Source organism: Cellulomonas sp. WB94, assembly GCF_003115775.1.
Classification (GTDB): Bacteria; Actinomycetota; Actinomycetes; order Actinomycetales; family Cellulomonadaceae; genus Cellulomonas_A.
In genome coordinates this window covers 2,278,029-2,302,219 of the sequence record NZ_QEES01000002.1, presented here as the reverse complement: position 1 = coordinate 2,302,219, position 24,191 = coordinate 2,278,029, and the positions used below count along the sequence as shown (strand labels likewise).

20 protein-coding genes are annotated in these 24,191 nt (G+C 70.6%); 10 read left to right on the top strand and 10 right to left on the bottom strand.

The features are described 5' to 3' along the window. Positions 1-108 precede the first annotated feature (108 nt). From DDP54_RS11820 to DDP54_RS11810, 3 genes are all read right to left on the bottom strand, one after another. Positions 109-3,072, bottom strand: coding sequence for a glycoside hydrolase family 3 protein (locus DDP54_RS11820; protein ID WP_242448373.1), 2,964 nt, complete (start codon positions 3,070-3,072; stop codon positions 109-111). 186 nt (positions 3,073-3,258) lie between these two features. Continuing rightward, positions 3,259-3,678, bottom strand: coding sequence for a hypothetical protein (locus tag DDP54_RS11815; RefSeq protein ID WP_109131900.1), 420 nt, complete (start codon positions 3,676-3,678; stop codon positions 3,259-3,261). Between the two features lie 152 nt (positions 3,679-3,830). Next, positions 3,831-6,254, bottom strand: coding sequence for a glycoside hydrolase family 3 N-terminal domain-containing protein (locus tag DDP54_RS11810; protein ID WP_109131899.1), 2,424 nt, complete (start codon positions 6,252-6,254; stop codon positions 3,831-3,833). Positions 6,255-6,585: 331 nt separating this feature from the next. On the opposite strand from DDP54_RS11810, the gene glf reads away from it, so the two are divergent. After that, positions 6,586-7,728, top strand: coding sequence for a UDP-galactopyranose mutase (gene glf / locus DDP54_RS11805; RefSeq protein ID WP_109131898.1), 1,143 nt, complete (start codon positions 6,586-6,588; stop codon positions 7,726-7,728). On the opposite strand, the gene DDP54_RS11800 is transcribed toward glf, so the two are convergent. Both DDP54_RS11800 and DDP54_RS11795 read right to left on the bottom strand, forming a co-directional pair. Continuing rightward, complete coding sequence (locus DDP54_RS11800) at positions 7,717-9,165, bottom strand: ATP-binding protein (RefSeq protein ID WP_109131897.1); 1,449 nt, start codon at positions 9,163-9,165, stop codon at positions 7,717-7,719. The genes glf and DDP54_RS11800 overlap by 12 nt on opposite strands. Further along, positions 9,162-9,875 carry a LytTR family DNA-binding domain-containing protein gene (locus DDP54_RS11795; protein ID WP_197711382.1) on the bottom strand — a complete coding sequence of 238 codons (714 nt, stop codon included), beginning with the start codon at positions 9,873-9,875 and terminating at the stop codon, positions 9,162-9,164. Before DDP54_RS11795 ends, DDP54_RS11800 begins: the two co-directional genes overlap by 4 nt. A 632-nt stretch (positions 9,876-10,507) precedes the next feature. Here DDP54_RS11795 and DDP54_RS11790 point away from each other — a divergent pair. The 3 genes from DDP54_RS11790 to DDP54_RS11780 are packed head-to-tail and all read left to right on the top strand — an operon-like array spanning position 10,508 to position 12,366. Then, positions 10,508-11,173 carry a hemerythrin domain-containing protein gene (locus tag DDP54_RS11790; protein WP_146192423.1) on the top strand — a complete coding sequence of 222 codons (666 nt, stop codon included), beginning with the start codon at positions 10,508-10,510 and terminating at the stop codon, positions 11,171-11,173. A 28-nt stretch (positions 11,174-11,201) separates the two neighbouring features. Continuing rightward, positions 11,202-11,687 (top strand): SRPBCC family protein, encoded by a 486-nt coding sequence (locus tag DDP54_RS11785; RefSeq protein ID WP_109131894.1) that lies wholly within the window; start codon positions 11,202-11,204, stop codon positions 11,685-11,687. 31 nt (positions 11,688-11,718) lie between these two features. After that, positions 11,719-12,366: a dihydrofolate reductase family protein gene (locus tag DDP54_RS11780; protein WP_197711442.1), complete on the top strand. Its 648-nt coding sequence runs from the start codon at positions 11,719-11,721 to the stop codon at positions 12,364-12,366. A gap of 50 nt (positions 12,367-12,416) precedes the next feature. Here the strand turns inward: DDP54_RS11780 and ychF are convergent, their stop codons facing one another. Genes ychF through DDP54_RS11765 form a run of 3 tightly spaced genes read right to left on the bottom strand, consistent with a single transcriptional unit; the run spans position 12,417 to position 15,862 of the window. Then, positions 12,417-13,502, bottom strand: coding sequence for a redox-regulated ATPase YchF (ychF, locus tag DDP54_RS11775; protein WP_109131892.1), 1,086 nt, complete (start codon positions 13,500-13,502; stop codon positions 12,417-12,419). Positions 13,503-13,541: 39 nt separating this feature from the next. Next, on the bottom strand, positions 13,542-15,104 hold the full coding sequence (locus tag DDP54_RS11770; RefSeq protein WP_109131891.1) for a hypothetical protein: 1,563 nt from the start codon (positions 15,102-15,104) through the stop codon (positions 13,542-13,544). Continuing rightward, positions 15,074-15,862: an ABC transporter ATP-binding protein gene (locus DDP54_RS11765; protein WP_109131890.1), complete on the bottom strand. Its 789-nt coding sequence runs from the start codon at positions 15,860-15,862 to the stop codon at positions 15,074-15,076. Before DDP54_RS11765 ends, DDP54_RS11770 begins: the two co-directional genes overlap by 31 nt. Positions 15,863-15,966: 104 nt before the next feature. Between DDP54_RS11765 and DDP54_RS11760 the strand changes: the two genes are divergently transcribed. The 4 genes from DDP54_RS11760 (at position 15,967) to DDP54_RS11745 (ending at position 20,457) form a co-directional block, all read left to right on the top strand. Continuing rightward, a complete protein-coding gene (locus DDP54_RS11760) occupies positions 15,967-17,304 on the top strand; it encodes a DNA recombination protein RmuC (protein ID WP_109131889.1) in 1,338 nt (445 codons plus the stop codon). 42 nt (positions 17,305-17,346) lie between these two features. After that, on the top strand, positions 17,347-17,766 hold the full coding sequence (locus tag DDP54_RS11755; protein WP_109131888.1) for a hypothetical protein: 420 nt from the start codon (positions 17,347-17,349) through the stop codon (positions 17,764-17,766). 118 nt (positions 17,767-17,884) lie between these two features. Beyond that, entirely contained in the window at positions 17,885-19,486 is a 1,602-nt protein-coding gene (locus tag DDP54_RS11750) for a hypothetical protein (RefSeq protein ID WP_146192422.1), read from the top strand. Next, positions 19,480-20,457: a hypothetical protein gene (locus DDP54_RS11745; RefSeq protein ID WP_109131886.1), complete on the top strand. Its 978-nt coding sequence runs from the start codon at positions 19,480-19,482 to the stop codon at positions 20,455-20,457. Before DDP54_RS11750 ends, DDP54_RS11745 begins: the two co-directional genes overlap by 7 nt. Here DDP54_RS11745 and DDP54_RS11740 read toward each other — a convergent pair. Continuing rightward, positions 20,427-20,711, bottom strand: a complete 285-nt coding sequence (locus tag DDP54_RS11740) for a hypothetical protein (protein ID WP_146192421.1) — start codon at positions 20,709-20,711, stop codon at positions 20,427-20,429. The two genes, DDP54_RS11745 and DDP54_RS11740, sit on opposite strands and share 31 nt — an antisense overlap. Before the next feature lie 123 nt (positions 20,712-20,834). Between DDP54_RS11740 and DDP54_RS11735 the strand changes: the two genes are divergently transcribed. Then, on the top strand, positions 20,835-21,686 hold the full coding sequence (locus DDP54_RS11735) for a hypothetical protein (protein ID WP_109131884.1): 852 nt from the start codon (positions 20,835-20,837) through the stop codon (positions 21,684-21,686). Between the two features lie 4 nt (positions 21,687-21,690). Here DDP54_RS11735 and DDP54_RS11730 read toward each other — a convergent pair whose 3' ends face one another. Next, on the bottom strand, positions 21,691-22,722 hold the full coding sequence (locus DDP54_RS11730; RefSeq protein WP_109131883.1) for a 4-hydroxy-3-methylbut-2-enyl diphosphate reductase: 1,032 nt from the start codon (positions 22,720-22,722) through the stop codon (positions 21,691-21,693). A gap of 105 nt (positions 22,723-22,827) precedes the next feature. Between DDP54_RS11730 and xseA the strand changes: the two genes are divergently transcribed. Further along, complete coding sequence (gene xseA / locus DDP54_RS11725; protein WP_109131882.1) at positions 22,828-24,072, top strand: exodeoxyribonuclease VII large subunit; 1,245 nt, start codon at positions 22,828-22,830, stop codon at positions 24,070-24,072. Positions 24,073-24,191 lie beyond the last annotated feature (119 nt).

The window sequence follows — 24,191 nt, the reverse complement described above, 5'->3', positions numbered from 1 at the left end:
TGGACACGGACCGGGGCTGGGTGGGTTGTGGGAGGGCGTGCCGGGTCATCGCCCCGACACGGATCCGACGCGCGGTCCGTGCCGAGGCGAGCAGGCACCCGTACGCGGCTAGGCGGCAGACCCCGCAGCGGGCTTGCGGTGCCGCAGGACCCGACGCGTCACCAGGAACGCACCGGCCAGCACGAGCAGACCGATCAGCACCGACGCGATGATCTGGATGTAGACCCACGTGGGCGGCGTGTAGTCGACCGTGGCGCCCGGCGCGATCCCGTTCATGGCGTTGGAGTTCGCGACCGTGAACAGGATGTTGTGGGTCGCGTCCCGGATGTCGCTGACCGCCTTGGCCGACTCGCTGTCACTGAAGGACTTCGACGGCTGGAAGGTCAGCGTGAGGTCCGTCCCCGCGCTGATGCCCTGGTTCGGGTTCATGTAGGGGTAGAGGTTGAAGTCGGAGATCGCGAAGCCCTCGAAGCCCCACTCCCCCCGGAGCACGGTCGTCATGAGCGCGGACGAGCCACCGGTCCAGGTGGCGCCGATCCGGTTGAAGGAGCTCATGATGCCGCCCGCGCCGACCGTCGTCTCCGAGATGGTCCCGGACTCGTCGGACACGTACTTGACGTTCATCGTGATGTTCTTGACGGCCATCTCGAACGGCTTGAGGTAGACCTCGCGGATCGTCTGCTCGGTCGCCCAGGTGGCGATGCCGTTGTTGACACGGTTCGTCTCCTGCTCGTTGAGCGCGAAGTGCTTGAGCGTCGTGTAGACGCCCTTCTCCGCGGCCCCGTTGGCCACCGACGTCAGCATCGCGCCGGAGAGGATCGGGTCCTCCGAGTAGTACTCGAAGTTGCGACCAGCGAACGGAGACCGGTGGAGGTTGGTCGCCGGTGCGTACCAGCCGTTGATGCCCTTCTGCAGCGCCTCGTTCCCGAGCATCTGCCCCATCGCCGCGCCGAGGTCGACATCCCACGTCTGCGCGATGAGGACCTGCGACGGGTAGGCCACCCCGTTGATCGACGAGTTGATGAAGGAGGAGAAGCCCGCCGGACCGTCGGGCTCGAGCGTCTGCGGCTTGGCGATCGACTCGATGGCCGGAGTCTGGTAAGCGCCGTTGAGCAGCATGTCGGTCATCTCGCCGACCGAGAGGGAGTCGAGCAGCTTGTCCCACTGCGGGTCGTCCTTGGCCAGGCCGCGCAGGTCGACGAGCGTCGCGTCGGATCCCGCCTCCGTCGTCGGCATCTCACCGCCGAACGCGGCGGCTGCTGCCTCGGCGTCCCACGCGGCGAACCCGGCCATGACGGCGTCGCTCGCGACGTAGAGGTCCGGGGTCGGCGCCGTCGGGAACGTGCCGGCGAAGTCCGCGCGCGACATCGAGCGGATCTTGCCCTCCTCCGCGGTGGCACTGAACTGCGCCGAGACGTCGTCGAACTGGTTCGTGACCTCGCTGAGGTCCGTCGACCGGTGCTTGTCACCGGAGTACACGACGTCCGAGTCGACGGTGTAGGTGAGGGGCTCCAGCCCCGGCGCGACGGTGTGCGAGTCGGTGCGCAGGCTGATGGTGTAGTCGCCGGCCTCGAGGACGTACGCCTTGTTGTCCAGGTAGTCGTAGGACGCCATGTCCTCGACGGCGAGGTCGATCGTGACGGTCTCGCTCGCGCCGGGCTCGAGGAGTCCGGTCTTGGCGAAGCCGCCCAGGACGACCTCCGACTTCTCGATGCCGCCGTCGGTGTAGGGCGCGGTGTAGTACAGCTCGACGACGTCCTTGCCCGCGGCGGCGCCGGTGTTGGTGACCTCGACGGTCGTGGAGATGGTCCCGTCGACCTCACCGGCCTCCGTGCCGACGACCTTCCAGGAGAAGTCCGTGTAGCTCAGCCCGTACCCGAACGGGTAGACGACCGAGTCCTCGTAGTCGATGAACCCCTCGGCGGCCGCGGTCTCGTAGTAGCGGTAGCCGAAGTAGATGCCCTCCGCGTAGTTCACGAACGGGGCGTCGGAGGTGACCGTCGCGTTGGAGGTCGACTTCTCGACGGTCGAGACCGGGTAGGACGCCTCGATGTTGTCGTAGAGGAACCCGCCGAAGTTCACGAACGTGGGGTCGGCGGTGAAGTCCGCAGCCCAGGTGTCGGCGGTGCGGCCGGACGGGTTCACGTCGCCGGCGATGATGCGGCCGAGCGCGTTGAGGCCGGTCGCACCCGGCGAGCCGGCCAGCAGGATCGCGTCGACCTCGGGGTCGTCCTGGAGCGCGCCCATCTCGATCGTCGTCGACGCGTTGACCACGACGACCACGGTGTCGAAGTTCGCCTTCGCCAGGGCCACGAGGTCCTTCTCGTCCTTGTTCAGCTCGAGCTGGTGCTGACCCTCGACGGCGTTGTCGTCCCAGTTGGTCATGTCCTGCGTGAGGTCGCCACCCTCGCCGCCGGGGCGGCCGATGTAGATGACGGCCGCGTCGGGGAACTGGGCGAACGACGCCGACTGCGCCTCGTACTGGCTGACCGGCAGCTCGCCGATGTTGTAGGAGGACGCCCCCGGGTTGTCCATCTCGATGTGGCCGCGACGGTTCTCGTCGGCGAACGCCTCGATCGTGGCGAAGACCTGGTCGTTGACCTGGAACCCGGCGTTCTCGAGACCACCGCGAGCGGTGACCGCGGACTTGGTGTCGACCGAGCCGGAGCCGGAACCACCGAACACGGGGTCAGCGGCCGCGCGGCCCAGCATCGTGACCTTCGAGCCCGCGGCGAGGGGCAGCGCGCCGGACTCGTTCTTCGCCAGGACGACGCCGGCACCCGAGATCTCCTCGACGAGGGTCTTGGCCGCCGCGTCGACCTCGTCGATGCTGGCGAAGTCGGACGTGTAGTACTGGGTGTCCCAGTCGGCGGACTCGGCCGCGTTCGTGAACGTGTACGTGCCGGATCCCAGCTGGGAGGCGACCCATCCGCCGGCGACGTTGAGCGCCACGTTGGCGACCACGGTCACCACGGTCACCGTGGCGAGCACCGGGACCCAGATCCACAGGTACTTCTTGTTCGACATCGGCGTCTTCGTCCGACCGGCGGTCTTGCTCGCCTTGGCGTTCACTGCAGTCCTCCTTGAGTGCGGGCCGCCGACCGGGCTGAACGCGGCGGTCGGAGCCGTTCATTGCGGCCGCACGATCAGTCAGATCTGCGGCGGGCCGTCGTCGTTCGCCCTGAGGGGGCGAGTCCCCGCCCAGCGGGGCGGGGACCTCGGCCCTCGGCTGAGCCCGACGGACGGGGTGTCGGACGGCTACTTGGTCTTCTCTGTGATGCTGCCGTCCTGGTCGATCTGCCACGTCTTGCCGGTGGCGGCCGACTCGGCCTCGATCTTGTACGTGCCGTCCGTGATCGTGACGGTTCCCTGCACGCGCTTCGCCGCGTCCGAGGCGGTGTAGGGCACGACGAGCAGCCCGTACTTGACCGTCGGCGCCTCGACATCGCTGGCCAGCATGATCTGGGCCCAGCTGTCGTCCTCAGCCAGTGCGTCGGCGACGGCCTTGCGCGCGTTCTGGAGGTCGTCGGTCACGTCGACGGCGGCCTGGCTGCTCGCCGAGGTGCTCCCCGAGCTGCTGCTGTCGTCGCTGTCGCTGCCGCATGCCGCGAGCCCGAGGACGCCGGTGACGGCGACCAGCAGGCCGAGACCGGTGCTCAGCACCTTGTTGCTCTTCACGTCTGCTCCTTGTGATGTCTGGCTGCGGGCCAACCCCGCGGCCGGTCGTGCGCACCGAGGGTGTCACGCGTCGTGGCCGGGCCGGCCGGCCCGCTCGGTGCGGGGTGGCCGGCGGCGTGCGCCGCCGGCCACCCCCGAGATGATCGCGTCGACTACTTCGCGATCGGCCCTGCGTAGTTCAGTCCGAAGCCGAACTTCCAGTCGCTGCCGGCGGCGTCGACGTAGGTCGTCATGTCCTCGCCGACCCCCTCGGACTGCGCCTCGACGGCGTCCATGTCGAGCGGGAAGCCGAGGGGCAGGCGCCCCTGGGGCTCGTGCAGACCCGCCGCGACCGTGAGCGTCGCGAGGTCGCTGACGCCGAAGCCGACCAGCACGGCGTCGGACGCGGCCTCGAACTCGGTCGGGACGACCGGGTTGTTCGCCTTGACGACGGTGACCAGCGGGATGTCCTTGCCGGACGCCTCGACTGCGGCGACCGCACGCTCGAAGGCGTGGATGTCCGCCTCGTTCGAGATCTTCGAGGTGTTGCCGAAGTAGGAGCGGTTCTCCTTCGTGCCGTCCGCGAGGATGTCGCCACCGATCGAGGTCGTGCGCACGTTCGCTCCGTCAGCGGTGTACGGCGCCCACTGCAGGGAGAGCGGGTACCACGCCCCGGTCGTCGCATCCAGACCGGATGCGGAGAACGGGTTGCCGTTGTTCGGCGAGCGAAGCCCGACGAGCACCAGGTCGACGTCGGACAGGTCCGGAGCCGTCTCCGAGACGACCTTGCCCTCGGCGTCGAGCACGACGGTGTCGGTGACGACGGTGCCGAAGATCGTCTTGGCCGCATCGATGCTCAGCGACGCACCTTCGCTGTAGACCGCCGGACCGAAGAGTCCGCCCATGCCCACGTCGTAGGTGTGCGGGATGTACACGGTCTTGTCCGACCAGTCACCCTCGGCTGCCTTGGCGATCGTGCCGTCGTTCTTCACCATGACGACCGAGTTGAGCTGGGCGTCGAAGCCCGCCTTGACGTTCGCGGCCGAGCCGACCGTCGCCAGGGACTTGTCGAGCTCGACGTACGGAGCGTCGAACAGGCCGGGCGCGAAGTACATCGTGAGGATGCGGGTGCCCGACTCGGCCCACCGCGCGTCAGCGTCGATGTCGACCGTGCCGGCCGTGAACTCCGCCTGCCACAGGTCGTAGGCCTTGAGGATGTACTCGGCGCTGTTGACGCCACCGAACATGTCGATGCCGTTCTTCAGGACCGTGAGGTAGCGGTCCTCGGGGGTCATGGACTCGGCGCCCCATGCTGTCCCGAGGAAGGCGCCCTCGTCGGTGATACCGGTCATGACCGCCCAGTCGGTGACGATCGCGCCGTCGAAGCCCGCGTCCTCACGGATCATGCGCATGAGCTCGGTGTTGTACGCGGTGCCGATGACCTTGTCACCGGCGACGGGGCTGCCGTCCTCGTCCAGCCCGATCGAGTACGACGTCATCATCGCGAGCGAGTCCTTCGCCGCGGCGAACACGGACAGGGCGTCGTCGAGACCCTCACCCGAGAGCGCGTACTTGCCCACGGTGGTGTGGGACTCGCGACCGCCCTCGCCCGCACCGTCGCCCGGCGCGTGCTTGATGGTCGTGGGAACGCTGTTCTCGCCCCAGCCCAGGTAGGTGCCGTCCTCGGCGTAGGTGCCCTGGAAGCCCTTGACGTACGCGGCGGCCAGCTCGGCAGCCAGCTCCGGGTCCTCCCCGAGCGTGCCGGCGACGCGCAGCCAGCGCGGCTCGGTCGCAAGGTCGATCTGCGGGCTCAGGGCGTTGGAGATGCCCAGCGCGCGGTACTCGTCGGAGACGACGCGACCGAAGTCCTCGACGGTCTTCGCGTCGAAGGTCGCGGCGAGACCCAGCACCGACGGCCAGAGCGACACGCCTGCGCCGGTCTCGATGTAGGCCGAGCCCGACTGCGCCTCGGAGCGGGGGTCCGAGCTGAAGTTCGCCGGGATGTAGGGCTCGGTGGCCGTGGCGATCGACTCGGTGTACGCCTGCACCGCGTTGACCCAGGTGACGTTCTCGGTCACGTCGGACCCGCCGGCGTTGAGCACGTTGCGGAGCTTGTCCTTGGACAGGTAGGTCTGCTGCGCCTCGGTGAGACCGTCGGCAGGTGTGCGCTCGTGCGAGCTGAAGAGCATCAGCCCGGAGATCTGCTCGGGGGTCAGCTGGGACGCGAGGTCGGCGGCGCGCGCCTTCGCGTCGAGGCGCCAGTCCTCCCACGTGTCCAGCTTGCCGTTGGCGTTCATGTCCTTGAACGCGTACGTCGAGCCGTCGACCTTCTCCTCCAGCAGCTTGATGCCGCTGTCGGCGCCGTACGAGAGCGTCGTCCCGGTGCCGGGGTTGTCGACGACGACGAACTTCGTCGTGCCGTCCGTGACCTCCCGCGTCGTGAACGTGCCGGCCTCACTGGTCGTGCTGGCGGTGTCGCTCGGCGCGTCGGCCGTGCAGCCCGTCAGGGCAAACAGGGCGATCCCGGCGACCGCAGCCATTCCCTTGGCGCACGCCGCCTTGCCATCGAGCCGTCGAGCCGTCGTTGTCGTCTTCATTGACCTTCCCTTGTCGTCTAGGGCCATGCCCGCGCCCGCGGTGTCGCGCCGTCGTCGGGCGATCCAGCGGTAGGTGCGCGAAACAGCTCACACTGTCGAACCGATCACGGTCCTGGACGTCGTGGTCCTGGGGCCGTGCGGTGAACGTAACAACGGCCGACAGGGCCTCCGGCGCCGGGTGCACGGACCGTCGTTTTGGGTGCACGAACTGTTGCGCGGGGGCCATCAGGTCACGGAGAGGTCACGAGAATCGGGCCTCGTGGGGGCCGCGGCCTAGACTCGTCGCGCCCGGAACGCCCGCCGCGGCCCCTCAGGACCGGAAGGCCGCCCCATGGATCTGCTCGTCGTCGGAGCCGGCCTGTTCGGCCTCACGATCGCCGAGCGCGCCGCCGCCGCCGGACTGCGCGTGACCGTGATCGACCGGCGGGACCACATCGGCGGCAACGCGTTCAGCAGCGTGGACGAGGCGACCGGCATCGAGGTGCACCGCTACGGCTCGCACATCTTCCACACCTCGAACGAGCGGGTCTGGGAGTACGTCAGCCGGTTCACCGCCTTCACCGACTACCGGCACCGCGTGTACTCGACGCACGCCGGTCAGGTCTTCTCGCTGCCGATCAACCTCGGCACGATCAACCAGTTCTTCCAGGCCGCCATGGGACCCGCCGAGGCGCGGCGGCTCATCGCCGAGCAGGCCGCCGAGGTCGACCCCGGTGTCGCGACGCACCTCGAGGACAAGGCGATCTCGCTCATCGGCCGACCGCTGTACGAGGCCTTCATCCGCGACTACACGACCAAGCAGTGGCAGACCGACCCGCGCGAGCTGCCGGCGTCGATCATCACGCGGCTGCCCGTCCGGTACACGTACGACAACCGCTACTTCGTCGACACCCACGAGGGCCTGCCGGCCCGCGGGTACGCGTCCTGGTTCGAGGCGATGGCCTCCCACCCGCGCATCGACGTGCGGCTCGGCACCGACTTCTTCGACGACGACCACGCGTGGGGCAAGGGACGGGTCCGCGGGCAGGTGCCCGTCGTGTACACCGGGCCCGTCGACCGGTACTTCGACCACAGCGCCGGGCCGCTCACGTGGCGGACCCTCGACCTCGAGACCGAGACGATGCCGGTCGAGGACTTCCAGGGGACCAGCGTGATGAACTACGCCGACCTCGATGTGCCGTACACCCGCATCCACGAGTTCCGGCACTTCCACCCCGAGCGCGCAGACCGGCACGCGCGGGACCGCACCGTGATCATGCGGGAGACGTCCCGGTTCGCGGGACCGGGCGACGACCCGTACTACCCGGTCGCCACCGCGCAGGACCGCGAGCGCCTGCGCGCCTACCGCGACCTGGCCGCCGACGAGCCGGACGTGCACTTCGGCGGACGACTCGGGTCCTACCAGTACCTCGACATGCACATGGCGATCGCGTCGGCGCTGTCGATGTGGGACTCCGGGGCGCTACAGCACTGATCCGGTGACCGTGTGCGCGTCCGGCCCGTCGTGCCCCGGACTGGCGGGCCCGGGCCCGGTGAGACCCGCCCGTTGGGACGGGAGACGGGGACCCGCCGACCGGTCCAGCGGTATCGGCACCAGGATGCGCAGCACGAACCACCGGTCCTCGACGTTCACCGTCATCGACCCGCCGTACTTCTCCGCGGTGTACCTGATCGACTTCAGCCCGTACCCGTGCCGGCTCCGGTCCGCGCGGCGGGTCACGATGTCGCCGTCCTCGGTGTGCAGCTCCCCGGTGAAGTAGTTCTCGAACGTCAGCAGCGCGAAGCGGTCCCGTGCGTACACCGCGACCTTGATGAGCCGCTGCTCGGGCTCCGGCACCGCGAGGGCCCCGTCGATCGCGTTGTCCAGCGCGTTGCCGAACACCGCGGCCACGTCCATCGCCGACATGAAGTCCAGCAGCCCGCCGTCCACGACGTACGTCAGGTCGATGCCGCGCTCGGCGCACTCGAGGCTCTTGGTCGTGAAGATCACGTCCAGCACACCGTTGCCGGTGTCTGCCTGCGCCCCGTAGACGGAGACGCTCTTCTCGAGGTCGTCCAGGTACGAGGCCCGCCGACCGGGATCGCCCTCGGCGCGGATCACGCCGATCTGGTGCTTGAGGTCGTGGTACTTGCGGTGCACGATCCCGATGCTGCGCTTGGACTGCAGGTACTGCTCGTGCTGGAGGCGCAGCATCTCGTCGATCGCCCGCACCTCCGCCCGGGAGCGGTGCTGCAACCTCTGCTCCTGGTGCGCGTACAGCGCGACGAACCCGCACAGGTCGACCAACGTGCGGATGTAGAAGATCTCCAGGCCCAGCCGCCCGCTGAAGGGTGTGTTCGCGTTGAGGAAGCTGATGTTGCTCATGAAGAACGTCACCAGCGCGATCGCGACCGCCGAGGCGAGCTCCCCCACCGTCACGTCGAGCGCATGCGCGGGTCGGAAGTGCCGGGACTCGATGTGGTACGCCCCCACGTACGCCACCGCGTACACCAGCACGAAGAACGCGACCTGCCACGGCAGGCCGGGGCGGCCTTCGGCCAGGAAGAAGAAGCAGTGCATCTGCCAGTGCAGCGCCGCCACGAGCTCCGCGAGCACCAGCGCCCGCGCCGCGAAGTACCCCGCGTCCCGCGCCGACCCGGTCGTGGCCCGGACGATGAACCCGAACATCGTCGCCACCGCGAGGGCCATCCCGACGGTCCACAGCCGCAGCGGGAGGACGGCCGCGAGCTCCTGCATCCCCATCTGCACACCGAGCGCAGCGACCGCGAGCACCACGAACCGCCCGCGCGGCAGCCGGCGGCGGCGCAGCAGGATGTAGACCAGGCACGCCAGCCACTCGGCGAGTCCCGTCAACGCCCGAGGGATGTCGGGGAGCGTCTCGATGATGCCGGGGAGCGTCTCGATGCTCATGTCGCCCGCGCCCCGAGGTAGTCGGTCAGGGCCGCCAGGAACGCCTTCTTGCGCGGCCTGCTGATCAGCAGGTCGTGCCCGCCGACCATGAGCGCGCTGCTGCCGTGGACGCCGAGCACGTGCCGCAGGTTCACCACGTAGCCGCTGTTGCTGCGGAAGAAGCTCCGGCCCGCCAGCTCCGCCTCCAGCGCCTTCAGCGGGGCCACCACCGAGTGCTTGCCGTCCACGGTGTGGACGACCGTGCGGTGCTTCACGCTCTCCAGGAACACGATGTCGTCGGTGGCGACCCGGACCACCCCGCCGTCCACCGTGAGCAGCAGGTAGTCGGCCGTCCGACGGCGCAGCCGGACGAGCGAGCGCTTGATCTCCTGGGAGAAGGCGAAGTACGGCACTGGCTTGAGCACGTAGCTCAGCGCGTCGACCTCGTAGCCGTGGATCGCGTACTGGGTCATGTTCGTGATGAAGATCAGCAGCACGTCAGGGTCGACCTGGCGGATCCGCTGCGCGGCGCTGAACCCGTCCAGCCCCGGCATCTCGACGTCGAGCAGCAGGATGTCCATGTCGGCGCGGTAGCCCGCCACGAGGTCGGCGCCGTCGGCGAACTGCGTCACCGCGAACTTCTCGTCGTGCTCGTACTCGTACCGGCGAAGGTAGTCGACGAGCAGCGCCGAGCTCGCGGGGTCGTCCTCGACGATGCCGATGCTGATCACTGTGCCGCTCTCTGGGGTCTGCGCCCCCCACATGTGTGCCTCGGCCGAGCGCAGCCATGGGTGCCGCGCGGAACCCTGGTCACGCGTGCGGCTCCAGCGAGTCGCGTCGATGCTAGGCGAGAGCGACTTGGGGTGTCATCTTCGTCCGAGCTCCCCCGTCGAAGCGGAACGCCTCGTGATGGCCCAGGAGCCCGCGCTGTTCGCCTGGGTCGTCCGCAGCGTCGTCGCGCGCGGGCGACGCCACCACCCGGCGGTGACGTTTGGCTGGACAACGAATCGACCGCTTCGGCCCGACTCGTGCCGGCGCTCGTCGGTGGACCGCGCCACGTTCGCGACCACCCGCCTGAGCAGGTCGAGCAGCGTCGGCTGCTCGACCTCCGTTCGGCGGTGCTCAACGGCAGGCGAGGTCGATCCTTCCGACGAAGCCCCGCCGGCCTCGCAGACGCGCTCGGGGCCGGTGCCGGCGGTGCCGGACTCCGGCGCGGGGGATGTGGCGCGCGGCGGGTGGGAGTAAGGTTCGCCTAACGCCGCGATGTCGATGTTGATGATCGGCTGGAGGACGCGATGGCCAAGAGACTGCCTCCCCCGGGCCGGTGCCCGCGGGACAGCACCCCGGCTGCGACACCTCGGGGATGATCCTCGTCCATCGGATCTTCCGCTGGCTGTATCGGGAGCTCCCCCAGCTGGTGCGCGCGGTCGAGCCCGGCGACACCGCGCGCTCGGCGGTCGTCGGCCGCTACGCCCACCTCGACTTCTTCGCCCTGCACATGCACCACGAGACCGAGGACATGGTGCTCTGGGACAGGCTGGTCGCGCGCGAACCCGCCTGCACCCTGCACGTCGGTCAGATGCGAGCGCAGCACGCCGAGGTCGCGGTGCGGCTCTCGCGGATCGAGCCCCAGCTGGAGCCCTGGGTGGCCTCCGCCGATCCCCGGCTTCGCGACGCCTTCGCCACCGACATCGAGGAGCTCCGCGACCTGCTGTCGGCGCATCTCGGGCAGGAGGAGGACGACATCCTCCCCGTCGCGGGGGACGTGATGTCGCAGCAGGAGTGGGACTTCATGGAGGAGCACACGCGCGCCACCCTCATGGCGCACCGCAAGGAGCTCGGGAAGGACGTCCTGTCGCTGCAGCTCGGGCTGCTGATCGCGAGCGTTCCCGAGGCCGAGCGAGAGAACTGGGTCCGCGTCAACGTGCCCGCCCCGATCCGGCTCCTCTACCTCCTGCTCATGAAGCGGAGGTACGACAGCGCGATGCGGGAGCTCTACCCCGACCGTCCCGTGCCCACGATGGTGTGACGCAGCGACCCCCGACGCGGAGGAACTCATGTGGCGACGCGTGACGCTCGAGGTCCGCCTCGATCACCCGCCGTCGCGCGTCTACCCGTACTTCGCCGATCCGGGTCGATGGCCCGAGTTCGCGCCCGCGGTCGACACCCGCCGCCCGTTGGACAGCGGTCCGCTGCAGGTGGGGAACCGGCGGGCCGCCGTCGACCGCATCGGGCCGTTCCGGATCCGGTTCACCGACGTGCTCGAGGTCGTCGAGCCCGACCGGCGGGTCGTGTGGCACTCGACGTCGCCGTGGAACTCCCGCGTCGAGTACGTCTGCACGCCCGACGCCGGGGGCACGCTCGTCCATGCCGACTACGGCGGTGACGTCGCGGCCGGGCTCCGGCTGGTGGCGCTCCTGCCGACGTTCGTGCTGGCGCGGATCCTGCGGCGCGACTTCACCGGCCTCCGCCGGGTGCTCGAGGCGGCAGACCGGGCTCGCGCCCGCAGCCGAATCTCAGGTCCGGACCCTTCAGTAGGGTGAACGCGTTCCACAAGCACTCGTGACGGGGGCACTGATGGCAGTACGTGTCGACCTCAACATCTCGCTCGACGGTTTCGCGACCACGACGGATCAGACTCCCGAGACCCCGTTCGGCGAGGACTGGCCGCGCCTTGTCGGCGCCTACGTCGCGACCAGGACCTTCCGTGAACGCGTCTTGCACGACACCTCGGGCGAGGGCACGACAGGCGTGGACGACGAGTATGCGAGGTCATACTTCGCTGAGATCGGCGCCGAGATCATGGGTGCGGGGATGTTCGGCCTGCACACCTTCCCTGACGACCCCGACTGGCGAGGGTGGTGGGGCGACGAACCCCCGTTCCGGGTCCCGGTGTTCGTTCTCACACACAGCGCCCCACGGCCATCGATCGTGATGGCCGGCGGCACGACCTTTCATTTCCTCGCTGCCACACCACAGGTGGCGCTCGACCGCGCGCTGGAAGCGGCCGCGGGCAAGGACGTCCGTGTCGGGGGCGGAGCCACCGTTGCGCGCGACTTCCTGCGGGCAGGGCTCGTCGACGAGCTCCACGTCGCGATCGCACCGATGATCCTCGGTCGCGGCATCCGCCTCTGGGACGACCTGCGCGGGCTGGAGTCCGACTACGACGTCACCGCTGAGACCGCCGAGAGCGGCACCGTCCACCTGACATTCCGACGGTAGGACGCAGCCCGCCGCCTCGATGATGCCCGCGACGGCAGGCCGGAGCTCGGCTACACGTTGAAGCGGAACTCCACGACGTCGCCGTCGTGCATCACGTAGTCCTTGCCCTCGATGCGCGCCTTGCCGGCCGCACGCGCCGCGACGATCGAGCCGGCCGCGACCAGGTCGTCGAAGCCGATGACCTCGGCCTTGATGAAGCCGCGCTGGAAGTCGGTGTGGATGACGCCCGCGGCCTGCGGGGCGGTCCAGCCCTGGTGGATCGTCCAGGCGCGCGTCTCCTTGGGCCCGGCGGTCAGGTAGGTCTGGAGGCCGAGGGTGTGGAAGCCGACGCGCGCGAGCTGGTCGAGACCGGGCTCGGCCTGGCCGTTGTCGGCGAGCATCTCCTTGGCCTCGTCGGGCTCGAGCTCGACGAGCTCGGACTCGAACTGGGCGTCGAGGAAGATCGCGTCGGCCGGGGCCACGAACGCACGCAGCTCGTCCTGCAACGCGGTGTCGGCGAGACCGGCGTCGTCGGTGTTGAACACGTAGATGAACGGCTTCGCCGTCATGAGCTGGAGGCGAGCGAGCTGCTCCGGGTCGATGCCCGCCTTGACCGCACCCTGGGCGAGGGTCTGGCCGGTCTCGAGGAGCGCCTGCGCCTGCTGGGCGGCCTCGAGCAGTGCGGCGTCGGCCTTCTTGGCGCGCACGTCCTTCTCGAGCCGAGGCACGGCCTTCTCGAGCGTCTGGAGGTCTGCGAGGATCAGCTCGGTGTTGACGGTCTCGATGTCGTCCTTCGGCGAGACGCGGCCGTCCACGTGGACGACGTCCGGGTCCTGGAAGACGCGCGTGACCTGGCAGATCGCCTCAGCCTCACGGATGTGCGCGAGGAACTTGTTGCCGAGCCCCTCCCCCTCGCTGGCGCCCTTGACGATGCCCGCGATGTCGACGAACGACACCGTCGCCGGCAGGATGCGCTCGCTGCCGAAGATGCCCGCAAGGACCTCTAGGCGTGGGTCCGGGAGCGGCACCACACCCACGTTGGGCTCGATCGTCGCGAACGGGTAGTTCGCCGCGAGAACCTGCGCCCGGGTCAGGGCGTTGAAGAGGGTGGACTTGCCGACGTTGGGCAGGCCGACGATGCCGATGGTGAGTGCCACGGCGCGAATTCTACGGGGCGCCCGCGGGCCCGCCCGCCGTCAGGCGAACGAGACGAGCGTCTGGAGGAGCTGCGGGGCGCGTCGGTCGTACAGGTCGCCGCCCAGGCGCACACCCACGACGAGCAAGGTCCCCCCGAGGCCGACGCCGACGACGAGAGCCAGGACACCGAGCAGCGCCGAGCCGGTCACGACCGCCGCGATGCCCAGGGCGACCTCCGGCAGCACCAGGACGATGAGCACCAGCCCGCCGAGGGTCTGCGTCACGAGCGAGGCCGTCGAGCCGCCCTGCTTGGACGAGAACGGGCTCTCCCCCACCTGGGGGACCTGGTAGACGACGCGCGCCGAGATCACGCTGGCGACCCCGAGCGCCGAGGTCTGCAGGCCGAGCGCGACGCCGAGGATCGGAGCGGCCGCGTCCCACCGGCCGGCCACGGCGATCGACAGCAGGGTCATCGCGACCACGACGGGCACGCCGAGCAGCCCGGCCGCCAGCACCCTGCCGGTCCGGTCGACCCGGCCGCGGATCGGGGCCGCGACGTGCATCCAGAACGACGTCCCGTCGTACGCCACGTCCGCGGAGATCGACCAGCCGAGCATGTAGGCGACCACCGGACCGACCGCGAGCATCGCCGAACCGCCACCGAAGGCGAACCACAGCACGACCGGCACGAAGGGCACGAACGCGACGCTGATCGCGTACCGGGGGTCGCGCGCCCAGTAGGTGAGGCTGCGCGCGGCGACCGCGAACGTCGGGGTCGCCGGAAGCCGTCCGAAGAAGCCGAGGCCGTGCGTCCGGGTGCGCGTCCGGCCGCGCCCGGTCCCCCGGACGAGCGTCGCGTCGAGACCCCACGACCACGCGACCACCAGCGCCGTGAGGGTCGCCGCGCTGATGACGACCTTGAGCCCGGCGGCGGCCCATTCGCCGTCGGCCGCGTCGGCGGCCAGTGCCCACGGAGCGCCGAACGGGGTCCACCCGGCCGCCCGGGCGATGCTCGGCCACACGTCCTCGGCCGAGGCGATCCCCCGCGCCAGGACGTTGAGGATCGGGCCGAGCAGGAAGAGCGGCAGGAGCACGACGGCCGCGACCACCTCCCGGAACCGCCGACGGGTCACGAGCGGGGCGAGGAGCGTCGTCGTCGCGCGTGCGCCCACGACGCACGTCGCGAGCGCGAGCACCGCGCCGACGAGCGCGAACGGCACGGCGACGGGGTGCTGACGCCAGGTGACGGTCGTCGTGAGCGCGACGAGGGCGGTGGTCACACCCGGCACCCCCACGACGCCCGCGAGCGCGAGGCCCGTGAGCAGGGGCCGGCGCGGGATCGGGAACGTGGCGAACCGGGCCGGGTCGAGCGTCTCGTCGACGCCGAACGCGAGCACCGGCAGGACCCACCAGCCGAGGACGAGCATCCCGCCTGCCAGCACGAGGACGGTCCGGATGAACTCCGCGTCCTGCGTGCTCAGCACCACCAGCCCCGTGAGCGCGCCGGTGACGATCGCGACCCCGTACAGCGCGGCGACGACGAGCCCGACGACCTGCCAGACGCTGCGTCGCAGACCGTTGAGGAGCAGCCTCAGCTTGAGTCGGACGAGGTGCGCAACCACGCGAGGCCCTCTCCGTTCGAGCGACCGCCCACGAGCTCGACGAACCGGTCCTCGAGCGTCTCGCCCGCACGCACCTCGTCGACCGGCCCGGCGGCGAGCACGTGACCTGCGGCGATCACCGCGACGTGGTCGCACATGCGCTGGACCAGGTCCATGACGTGGGAGGACACGATGACCGTCCCGCCCGAGCGGGCGTAGTCCGTGAGGATGTCCCGGATGTTGGCGGCCGAGATGGGGTCGACGGCCTCGAACGGCTCGTCGAGGACGAGGAGGCGGGGCGCGTGCACGAGAGCGCAGGCGAGGGCGATCTTCTTCGACATGCCCGCGGAGTAGTCGACGACGAGCGTGTCGGCATCCGCCGCGAGGTCGAGCGTCGCGAGGAGGTCCGACGTGCGTGCTGCGACGGTCTCGCGGTCTATGCCCCGCAGGAGGCCGGCGTACGTGATGAGCTGCGCGCCGGTGAGCCGGTCGAACAGCTTGACGCCGTCGGGGAGCACGCCGAGCAGCGCCTTGACCCCGATCGGGTCCGCCCACAGGTCGCGGCCCTGGACCAGGACCTGGCCGTAGTCGGGACGCAGCAGGCCGGTCGCCATGGACAGCGTCGTGGTCTTGCCGGCGCCGTTGGGGCCCACGAGCCCGTAGAACGACCCGACCGGCACGACGAGGTCCACGCCCACGACCGCGATCTTGTCGCCGAACTTCTTCCACAGGCCCCGGACCTCGAGCGCGGGCGGCACCGAGACGTCGGGAAGGGGCATCGGGCCAGGATAGGCGGCCCGACCTGCCAGGCGAGGCGATTCGCGGTGCCGCTCGTCGGTGCTGACCAGGGTGGCTGTCGGACGTGCCTGGCAGGCTGCGTGGCATGGAGCTCTGGACTGCTGGTGCCGCGCTGCTCATCGGGGTCGCTGTCGGCGTGCTCGTCGGCTGGATGGCCCGGGCGTCGGCGGCGAGCGACCGGCTGCGCGCCGCCCAGGTCGACGCCGCGCAGTCGCGAGCCCGGCTCGACGCCGAGCGTGCCGCGCACGCCGAACGGCTGGCGGCCCTCGCCGCCGACAACGAGCGCCAGTCGGAGCAGTTCCGCGCGCTCGCCGCCGACGCCCTCGCGAACAACAACGAGCAGTTCCTCGCGCTCGCCCATCAGCGGCTGTCCGCGAGCCAGCAGACCCAGGTCGGGGAGCTCGCGCAGCGCGAGCAGGCGGTCAAGGCCCTCGTCGAGCCGCTGACCCGGACGCTCGAGGCGGTGCGGACCGAGCTCACCACCGCCGAGAAGGCTCGGCTCGAGGGGCACGCGGCGCTCGGCGAGCAGGTCCGCGCGATGCGCGAGTCGTCCGAGCACCTGCGCAGCGAGACAGCGCAGCTCGTGATGGCGCTGCGCTCGTCCCAGGTGCGCGGCCGGTGGGGAGAGCTGCAGCTGCGCCGGGTCGTGGAGTCGGCCGGGATGCTCGCACAGGTCGACTTCGTCGAGCAGAGCCAGGTGCGGACCGACGACGGGCTCCTGCGCCCCGACATGGTCGTGCGGCTCGCGGGCGGCAAGAACGTCGTGGTCGACGCCAAGGTGGCGTTCCTGGGCTACCTCGAGGCGACGCAGACGACCGATGAGCGGGTCCGCGTCGAGCGGCTGGCTGCGCACGCCCGCCACATGCGCGCCCACATCGACGACCTCGCGGGCAAGCGGTACTGGGACCAGTTCGCCCCGGCACCCGAGTTCGTCGTGATGTTCGTCCCCGCCGAGTCGTTCCTGCACGCGGCGCTCGAGCAGGACCCCGGCCTCGTCGAGTACGCGTTCGAGCGCAACGTGGTGATCGCCTCCCCGATGACGCTGCTCGCGCTGCTGCGCACCATCGCCTACGCGTGGCGGCAGGACGCGCTCGCCTCGAACGCCCAGGCGGTGCTGACCCTCGGCAAGGAGCTGCACGGTCGGCTCGCGACGATGGGTCTGCACCTCGCCAAGCTCGGACGGGCGATCGATGCCGCAGCCGGTGCGTACAACCAGACCGTCTCGTCGCTCGAGACGCGCGTGCTCGTCAGCGCCCGGAGGTTCGCCGACCTCAACGTCGTGGACGGCGACCTGCCCACGCCGGCGACCGCGAATCCCCAGCTCTCGGCGGTGAGCGCGCCCGAGCTCGTGGCCTCGGCGACCGAGCAGGTCGTCGCGCTCGACGACCTCGCCCCCAGCACCTCGGCCGCATCCGGCTCGTGAGAAGGCACCCTGAGTGCCCGTTCTACCCGCAATGATGGTGGTATGACCGATGTCACCGACTCTGGCACCGACTCCGCCGGGACCACGGCGGCGCCCGGCGTCGTGAGCGTGTTCCTCACCACCCTCCCCGTCGACCAGCTCGACCGGTACCGCGTGCCGGTCGAGGCGGGCGACGATGCGAACGCCCTCGAGGCCGATTCGGGGCTGGTCGGGGTCGACGTCGACGTGCTCGAGGTCGACGGCTTCGCCGAGGACCCCGACGACCCTCTCACCGAGCTTCTCGGCTACTCGGCGGGCGAGTCGTTCGCCGACGCCGCTGCGCTCGACCTCGGCCGGCTGCGCGACGACGACCACACCGGCCTGGTCCTCGTGTACGACCACGACGCGCGCCTCGGCCCCGGTGTCCGCAAGGGTTCAGGCCTGACGCTCGTGGGCGTCTACAGCTACGACTGGCGCGTCTGACCGTCGGGCGAGTCGGTCGACGTATCAGTCGACAGTCCGGGCACTCCTTCACCTTGTCGCACGGCGGTCCGCCGGTTCGTCCGGCGCACGGCCACCTCATCGATGAGTGGAGGACGTTGTGCCTGGACACTTCACGCACGTCTACACCGCACGACAGCTGGCCGACTGGCTCGCGCACCAGGAGTCCTTCAACCCCCTCGACAGCGGCGAGGACGTCCCCGGCATCTTCGGCGGCCTCCAGGGCCTGGATCCCGCCCGCTGCAGCGCGGTGATGACGACGTGGCCCGTCTACACGAACATCGGTGCGATCGGCCCGGACCTGTTCTTCTTCTGCCAGGACTACGGCAGCGGACCGCTGGCCGCGTTCGAGTTCCAGGACGACCTGATCATGCTCGCCATGGCCGTCTACTACTGGGTCGACAAGGCCAAGGACGAGGAGTGGGAGCCGCTCCTGGTGATCCTCGCCGAGGTCGACCAGACGTTCGCGCGCATCGTCCGGCTGCTCGTCAAGCTGAAGAAGATCTGGGACGACTTCGTCAAGGTCTGGGACGAGACGATCGGTCCGATCGTCGACACGGCGACCGAGATCCTCGACGACCTCACGGGCGGGATCCTCAGCGCCGCCGGACAGGCGATCGACGAGCTCATCACCGCCCTCACGCAGGTCGCCGAGGAGGAGCTGCTCACGTTCGCGGACATCTTCTCGTGGTTCTCGCTGAAGATGCGCGCCGGCTGGGACGAGAAGTCGTTCGTGTGGAGCGACATGCTGCACTACCGCAAGACCACCGAGATGGCGCGCAACCTGTTCCTCGAGGCCCAGCGCCAGTTCGACGAGGACGGCGACGCGGAGAAGCTCGAGCAGTTCCAGGCGTTCAACCTCGGATGGGTTGCCCACCTCGGCACCGACACCATCGACCACTCGTTCGTCAACGAGCAGTGCGGCGGCCCGTTCCGCACCCACTGGCAGCGCCACCACCTCATCGAGAACCACATCGACGCCTGGAACTACCGCCAGGCGGGCGACGGTGGCCTGCTGGCGTCGGACCCGCTCGCGGCGAACGAGGTGTACCCCGACCTGTCCCGCAGCGCCTTCGTGTACGCGGTCGCGCTCGACGACGAGAACCCCAATGGCTGGACGCGGCCGGCGACGCTGCCCGAGGACCACGCGGCTGCGAAGGACGCCGTCGACCAGGACGGGTTCATGCCTGCCTGGCTCGCCGACGGCATCGTGCGCGCCCTCATCGCGACGTACCACGACGGCGACTCCGCCGAGCCGGCGAACCTCGGCGGCGGGCTGTTCCAGTCAGGGCTCGGCGGCATCAAGGGCAAGCTCCAGAAGATCCTCGACGACGCCGGCATCCACCTCGACAAGCCGCTCGACGACGTGCTCGCGGCCGTCGCCCCCGACCCGGGCTTCGACGTGCCGCACGGCTACCCGCTGCCGTGGCAGGTCCAGACGTCCTACCGGTTCATGATCAGCTTCTACCGGCTGTCCTTCTGGGGTGGCTTCGACCTCGACAAGCCCACGAAGCCGGACGTCATCATCTGGCCTCCGGCGAGCGACTTCGAGGACCTCGCGAGCGTGCCGGACTTCTCGGGCCGAGCAGCGGCGACCCGCTGCAGGACGTCTGCTCGGCGATCAAGTCGTTCTTCGACTGGCTCGCGCACGAGGCGGAGGCCATCGCCAAGCTCGTCGGGGACCTCATCAAGGCGGTGCTGAGCCCCGGCACCTACCCGATCCGGTGGGGCCTGTACCAGCTGGCCATGTGGGCCTGGGACATCGTCAACAACACCCACGAGATCCTGGCGCACACGGGGTTCGTGCTCCCGCACGGGGAGCTCAGCAAGGACGGCGAGCTCGTCCAGCCGAACGAGATCGACCACTCCCTCATCCAGCTCGGCAACACCGTCGACCAGGCGTTCCTGCAGGCCCTCGCCGACGCGACCGACCCGTTCGGCAACCTCGACCGCGACCCGTCTCTCATCATCGAGCCGACCAACCCGCGCAACGACCAGTACCCGTTCCTGCCGGTCCGCCCGCGCCAGCTCGGCAGCGAGGACGCCGACGAGTTCCACCGCCCGTGGGCCTACCCGATCCTGTCCCGGCGACCCGACGGACAGCTCTACGTCACCCCCACCGAGGTCTCGGACGTGCAGGCCGAGCTCGACCACGCCGGCGTCGACCGCCGGACCCAGGCGCGGGTGCACAAGCTGCTCGGGACCCACGAGGGTCGGACCGTCTCCGGTCCCTACCCGAGCGGCGCGCTGCCGCACGACGTGTTCTTCCGGACCGACAAGCCCGTCGCACCCGGCGAACGCGCGGCGTACGAGCGCGCGACGGCCCCCGCAGTCACCGACGCGCTCAACGAGCAGGCGATCGGGCGCGACCCCGCGACCGACCACAGCCCGCTCGGTGACGCCATCCCCTTCAGCGCCTACCTGATGGGCCGCATCCTCGACCCCGACCTCGGGCCTGTCCCTGACTTCAACCTCGACGCGGACCGCGGGTACGGCTACCGCTGCTGGGACTGGATCCGCGGGGACACGACCGGCGAGAACGGGCGGCACCAGCCGTACGCCAAGCCCGTCGTGGAGTCCGAGGGCAGCCCCGACTGGCACGGCGCATCACCCGACGCCATGCAGCAGCCGATCCGCACGCGCTACCTCGACACCGCGAGGGGGGACGAGTGATGTCGCACCACGACGACGACACGCACGAGCACGACCACGAGCACGAGCACCGAGGGCACGACGACCGGCACCCCGACGGGTGTCGCTGCGGCTGCCGCACCCAGGCCGTCACCCGACTCGTCGAGGCCGTCATCGAGCTCGTCGGCGACCCGTGCGACTGCGGGTGCAGCGACTGCCACCGGCACGGCGGCCATGACGCTCGGCACGGTGGCTGCGGGCACGGTCACGATCACGGCGGCGGGCACGGCGGGCACGGACCCGGCGGACGCCCCACGCGACACCCCGGGACGAACGACGGCGGTCTCGGGGACCCCCTGACGCCCGGCGACCTGCACCACCCGCCCGGCAGGGGCCACTGGCCCGGCGACCGCAAGGACATGGGGCTGCCCTACCTGTTCCTGCGGGCCCACCCCGGCGACACCGGGACCCGGCCGGTCGTCGGACCGTTCTGGGAGAGCCCGGACGTCTACATCCTGGCGGGCGTGCACCCTGCCGTGGCCCCGGCGATCCCGCCGCAGCTGGGCCAGACCGCACTCGCGGGCGCCGACAACACCGTGTACGCGCACGTCTGGAACCTCGGCCACCAGGCCGCGCGGGAGGTGATCGTCGAGTTCTACTGGTGCGACCCGTCCCTGGGCTTCAACCCTGTCGGCGCGCACCTGATCGGCTCGACCGTCACCTGGCTCGGCAAGCGCGGCGAGCCCGACTGCCACAAGGTCGTGAAGTGCCCGGAGAGCTGGGCGGCGACGTACCTCAACGGCGGCCACGAGTGCCTGCTGGTGCGCGCGTGGGACGTGTGCGCCGACCCGCTGACGACTCCGGAGTGGGACGCGTCGATCAACCGTCACCTCGGCCAGCGCAACATCCACGTGGTGCCGGCCGGCACGTCGCAGGGCGGCCCGGTCAAGCTCTCGGTCGGGCAGCTCTTCGGGCAAGCGGCGACGATCACGGTCGCGCGGCACGCCCCGACGACGATGCCGTGGCTCCAGCTGCACGGCGGTGTCAGGGGCCAGTTCCCCGGGCAGGCCGTCGGGACCGGCGCGCTCACGCTCGGCGCTCCGGGCCAGCTCGGCGGGACCGGCCCCATCACCGCGACCGGCGACGACGCGCACGTCATGTTCGCGACCGGCGACGCGCCACCACCGCCCGGACAGGCCCACGTCTACCGGGTCACAGCGCAGCAGCAGGGCGCCGTCGTCGGTGGGTACACGGTGGTGCTGATGGGCTGACGCCTCAGACGGGCTGGACACCCAGCTCGCCACGGGACTCGCGCCGCGGACGCTCGACGGGGGTCCCGGCGTTCTTGAGGTCGGCCCGCAGCTCCCGCGGGAGCGAGAACATGAGGTCCTCGGTCGCGGTGCGAACCTCTTCGACGTCGGCGAAGCCGTGGGTTGCGAGGCTCGCGAGGACGTCCCGCACGAGGATCTCGGGGACCGACGCGCCGGACGTGACACCGACCGTCGTCGCGCCCTCGAGCCAGGCCGGGTCGATCTCGGCGGCGGTGTCGATGCGGTACGACGCGCGCGCGCCCGAGTCGAGCGCCACCTCGACGAGGCGGACCGAGTTCGACGAGTTGGCAGAACCGACGGTGAGCACGACGTCGCACTCCGGAGCGAGCTTCTTGACCGCGACCTGCCGGTTCTGCGTCGCGTAGCAGATGTCGTCGCTCGGCGGGTCCTGCAGCGTCGGGAACCGCTCGCGCAGCCGACGCACGGTCTCCATCGTCTCGTCGACCGACAGGGTCGTCTGGGAGATCCACACGACCTTGTCGGGGTCGCGGACCGTCACCGCGTCGACCTCGTCGGGCGAGTTGACGACCTGGATGTGCGCGGGCGCCTCACCCTGGGTGCCTTCGACCTCTTCGTGGCCCGCGTGACCGATGAGCAGGATGTCGTAGTCGTCCGACGCGAACCGGACCGCTTCCTTGTGGACCTTCGTGACGAGCGGGCACGTCGCGTCGATCGTCACGAGCGACCGGGCGGCCGCGGCGGCGTGGACCGCCGGAGAGACCCCGTGGGCCGAGAACACGACGCGCGCGCCCTCGGGCACCTCGTCGGTGTCGTCCACGAAGATCGCGCCGCGCGCCGCGAGCGTCTCGACGACGAACTTGTTGTGGACGATCTCCTTGCGCACGTAGACCGGTGCGCCGTGCAGGTCGAGCGCCTTCTCGACGGCGATCACCGCACGGTCGACACCGGCGCAGTAGCCGCGCGGTGCCGCCAGCAGGACGCGCTTGCGGCGCAGGGGCTCGGTACCGGGGTTCACCCCCTGAGTCTAGACAACGGTGCCGATGAGGCCTCCCCCACCCTTGCCCTCGGCGGGCGACGCGGCCGGCGAGGGGCTGTCCCACCCGCATGACAGGGTGGGGGCGTGACGGATCACACGGTGGGCGCGCTGCCCGAGAAGGCGATCGAGACGACCGCCGAGCGGCCCTGGCCGGTCCGGCTGCTGTCGGCGAAGATCTCCGACTACGTCGCTCGGATGTCACCTGTCTGGGTCGAGGGGCAGATCGTCCAGCTCAACCGGCGGCCCGGCGCGGGGATCGCGTTCCTCACGCTGCGGGACACCGACGCCGACATGTCGCTCCCGGTGTCCATGACGGCCGGCGTCCTCGCGGCCGCCGCGACGCCGCTCGCCGAGGGCGCCCACGTCGTCGTCCACGCCAAGCCGGTGTTCTGGACGAAGCGCGGGACGCTGCAGCTCAGCGCGGACGACGTCCGGGCGATCGGCGTCGGCGAGCTGCTGGCCCGGATCGAGCACCTGAAGCGGGTCCTCGCCGCCGAGGGCCTGTTCGACGCCGACCGCAAGGTCCCCCTGCCGTTCCTCCCCCGCGTCGTCGGTCTCGTGTGCGGACGCGAGTCCAAGGCCGAGCACGACGTGGTCGTCAACGCCCGGGCCCGCTGGCCCCAGGTCGAGTTCGTCATCCGTGAGGTCGCCGTGCAGGGGGTCGGCGCGGTACCGCAGGTCAGTGCCGCGATCGCGGAGCTGGACGCCGACCCGCGCGTCGAGGTCATCGTCGTGGCGCGCGGCGGCGGCGCAGTCGAGGACCTCCTGCCGTTCAGCAACGAGACCCTCGTCCGGGTCGCCGCCGCGTGCCGGACGCCGCTGGTCAGCGCCATCGGCCACGAGACCGACACGCCGCTGCTCGACCTGGTCGCGGACTACCGCGCGTCGACCCCGACCGACGCCGCCAAGCGCATCGTGCCCGACGTCTCCGAGGAGCGGGCCCGGCTCGTGCAGGCCAGGTCGCGGATGCGAGCGGCACTCACGCACCGGTTCGCGCGCGAGCAGGCCGGTCTCGACGCGCTGCGCAGCCGACCCGTCCTCGCGACACCGGCCACGCTCGTCGACGGACGCGAGCGTGAGGTGCACCGCCTGCGGGTCGCCGCCGGGAACGCGCTCGACCGGGTCCTGACCGGTGCGGCGGGGCAGTGCGGCCGGCTCGCCGCGCAGGTCCGTGCGCTCTCGCCGGCGGCGACGCTCGAGCGCGGGTACGCGGTCGTCCAGCGGGCGAACGGCGCGGTGGTGCGCGACCCGGCCGAGGTCAGCCCGGGTGACGCCCTCCGGGTGCGGGTCGCCCGCGGGGAGCTGCACGCGACGGTCTCCGGGAGGTAGCCACCTCGCCGGAAGCCAGCGGGAGGCGGCGCCGACCGCGGCCCGGGTCGCCCGGCGTGGGCGCCGACTGGTTGACTGTGCGCGTGCCGACGAAGCCTTCAGCGGGAGCATCCCAGCCC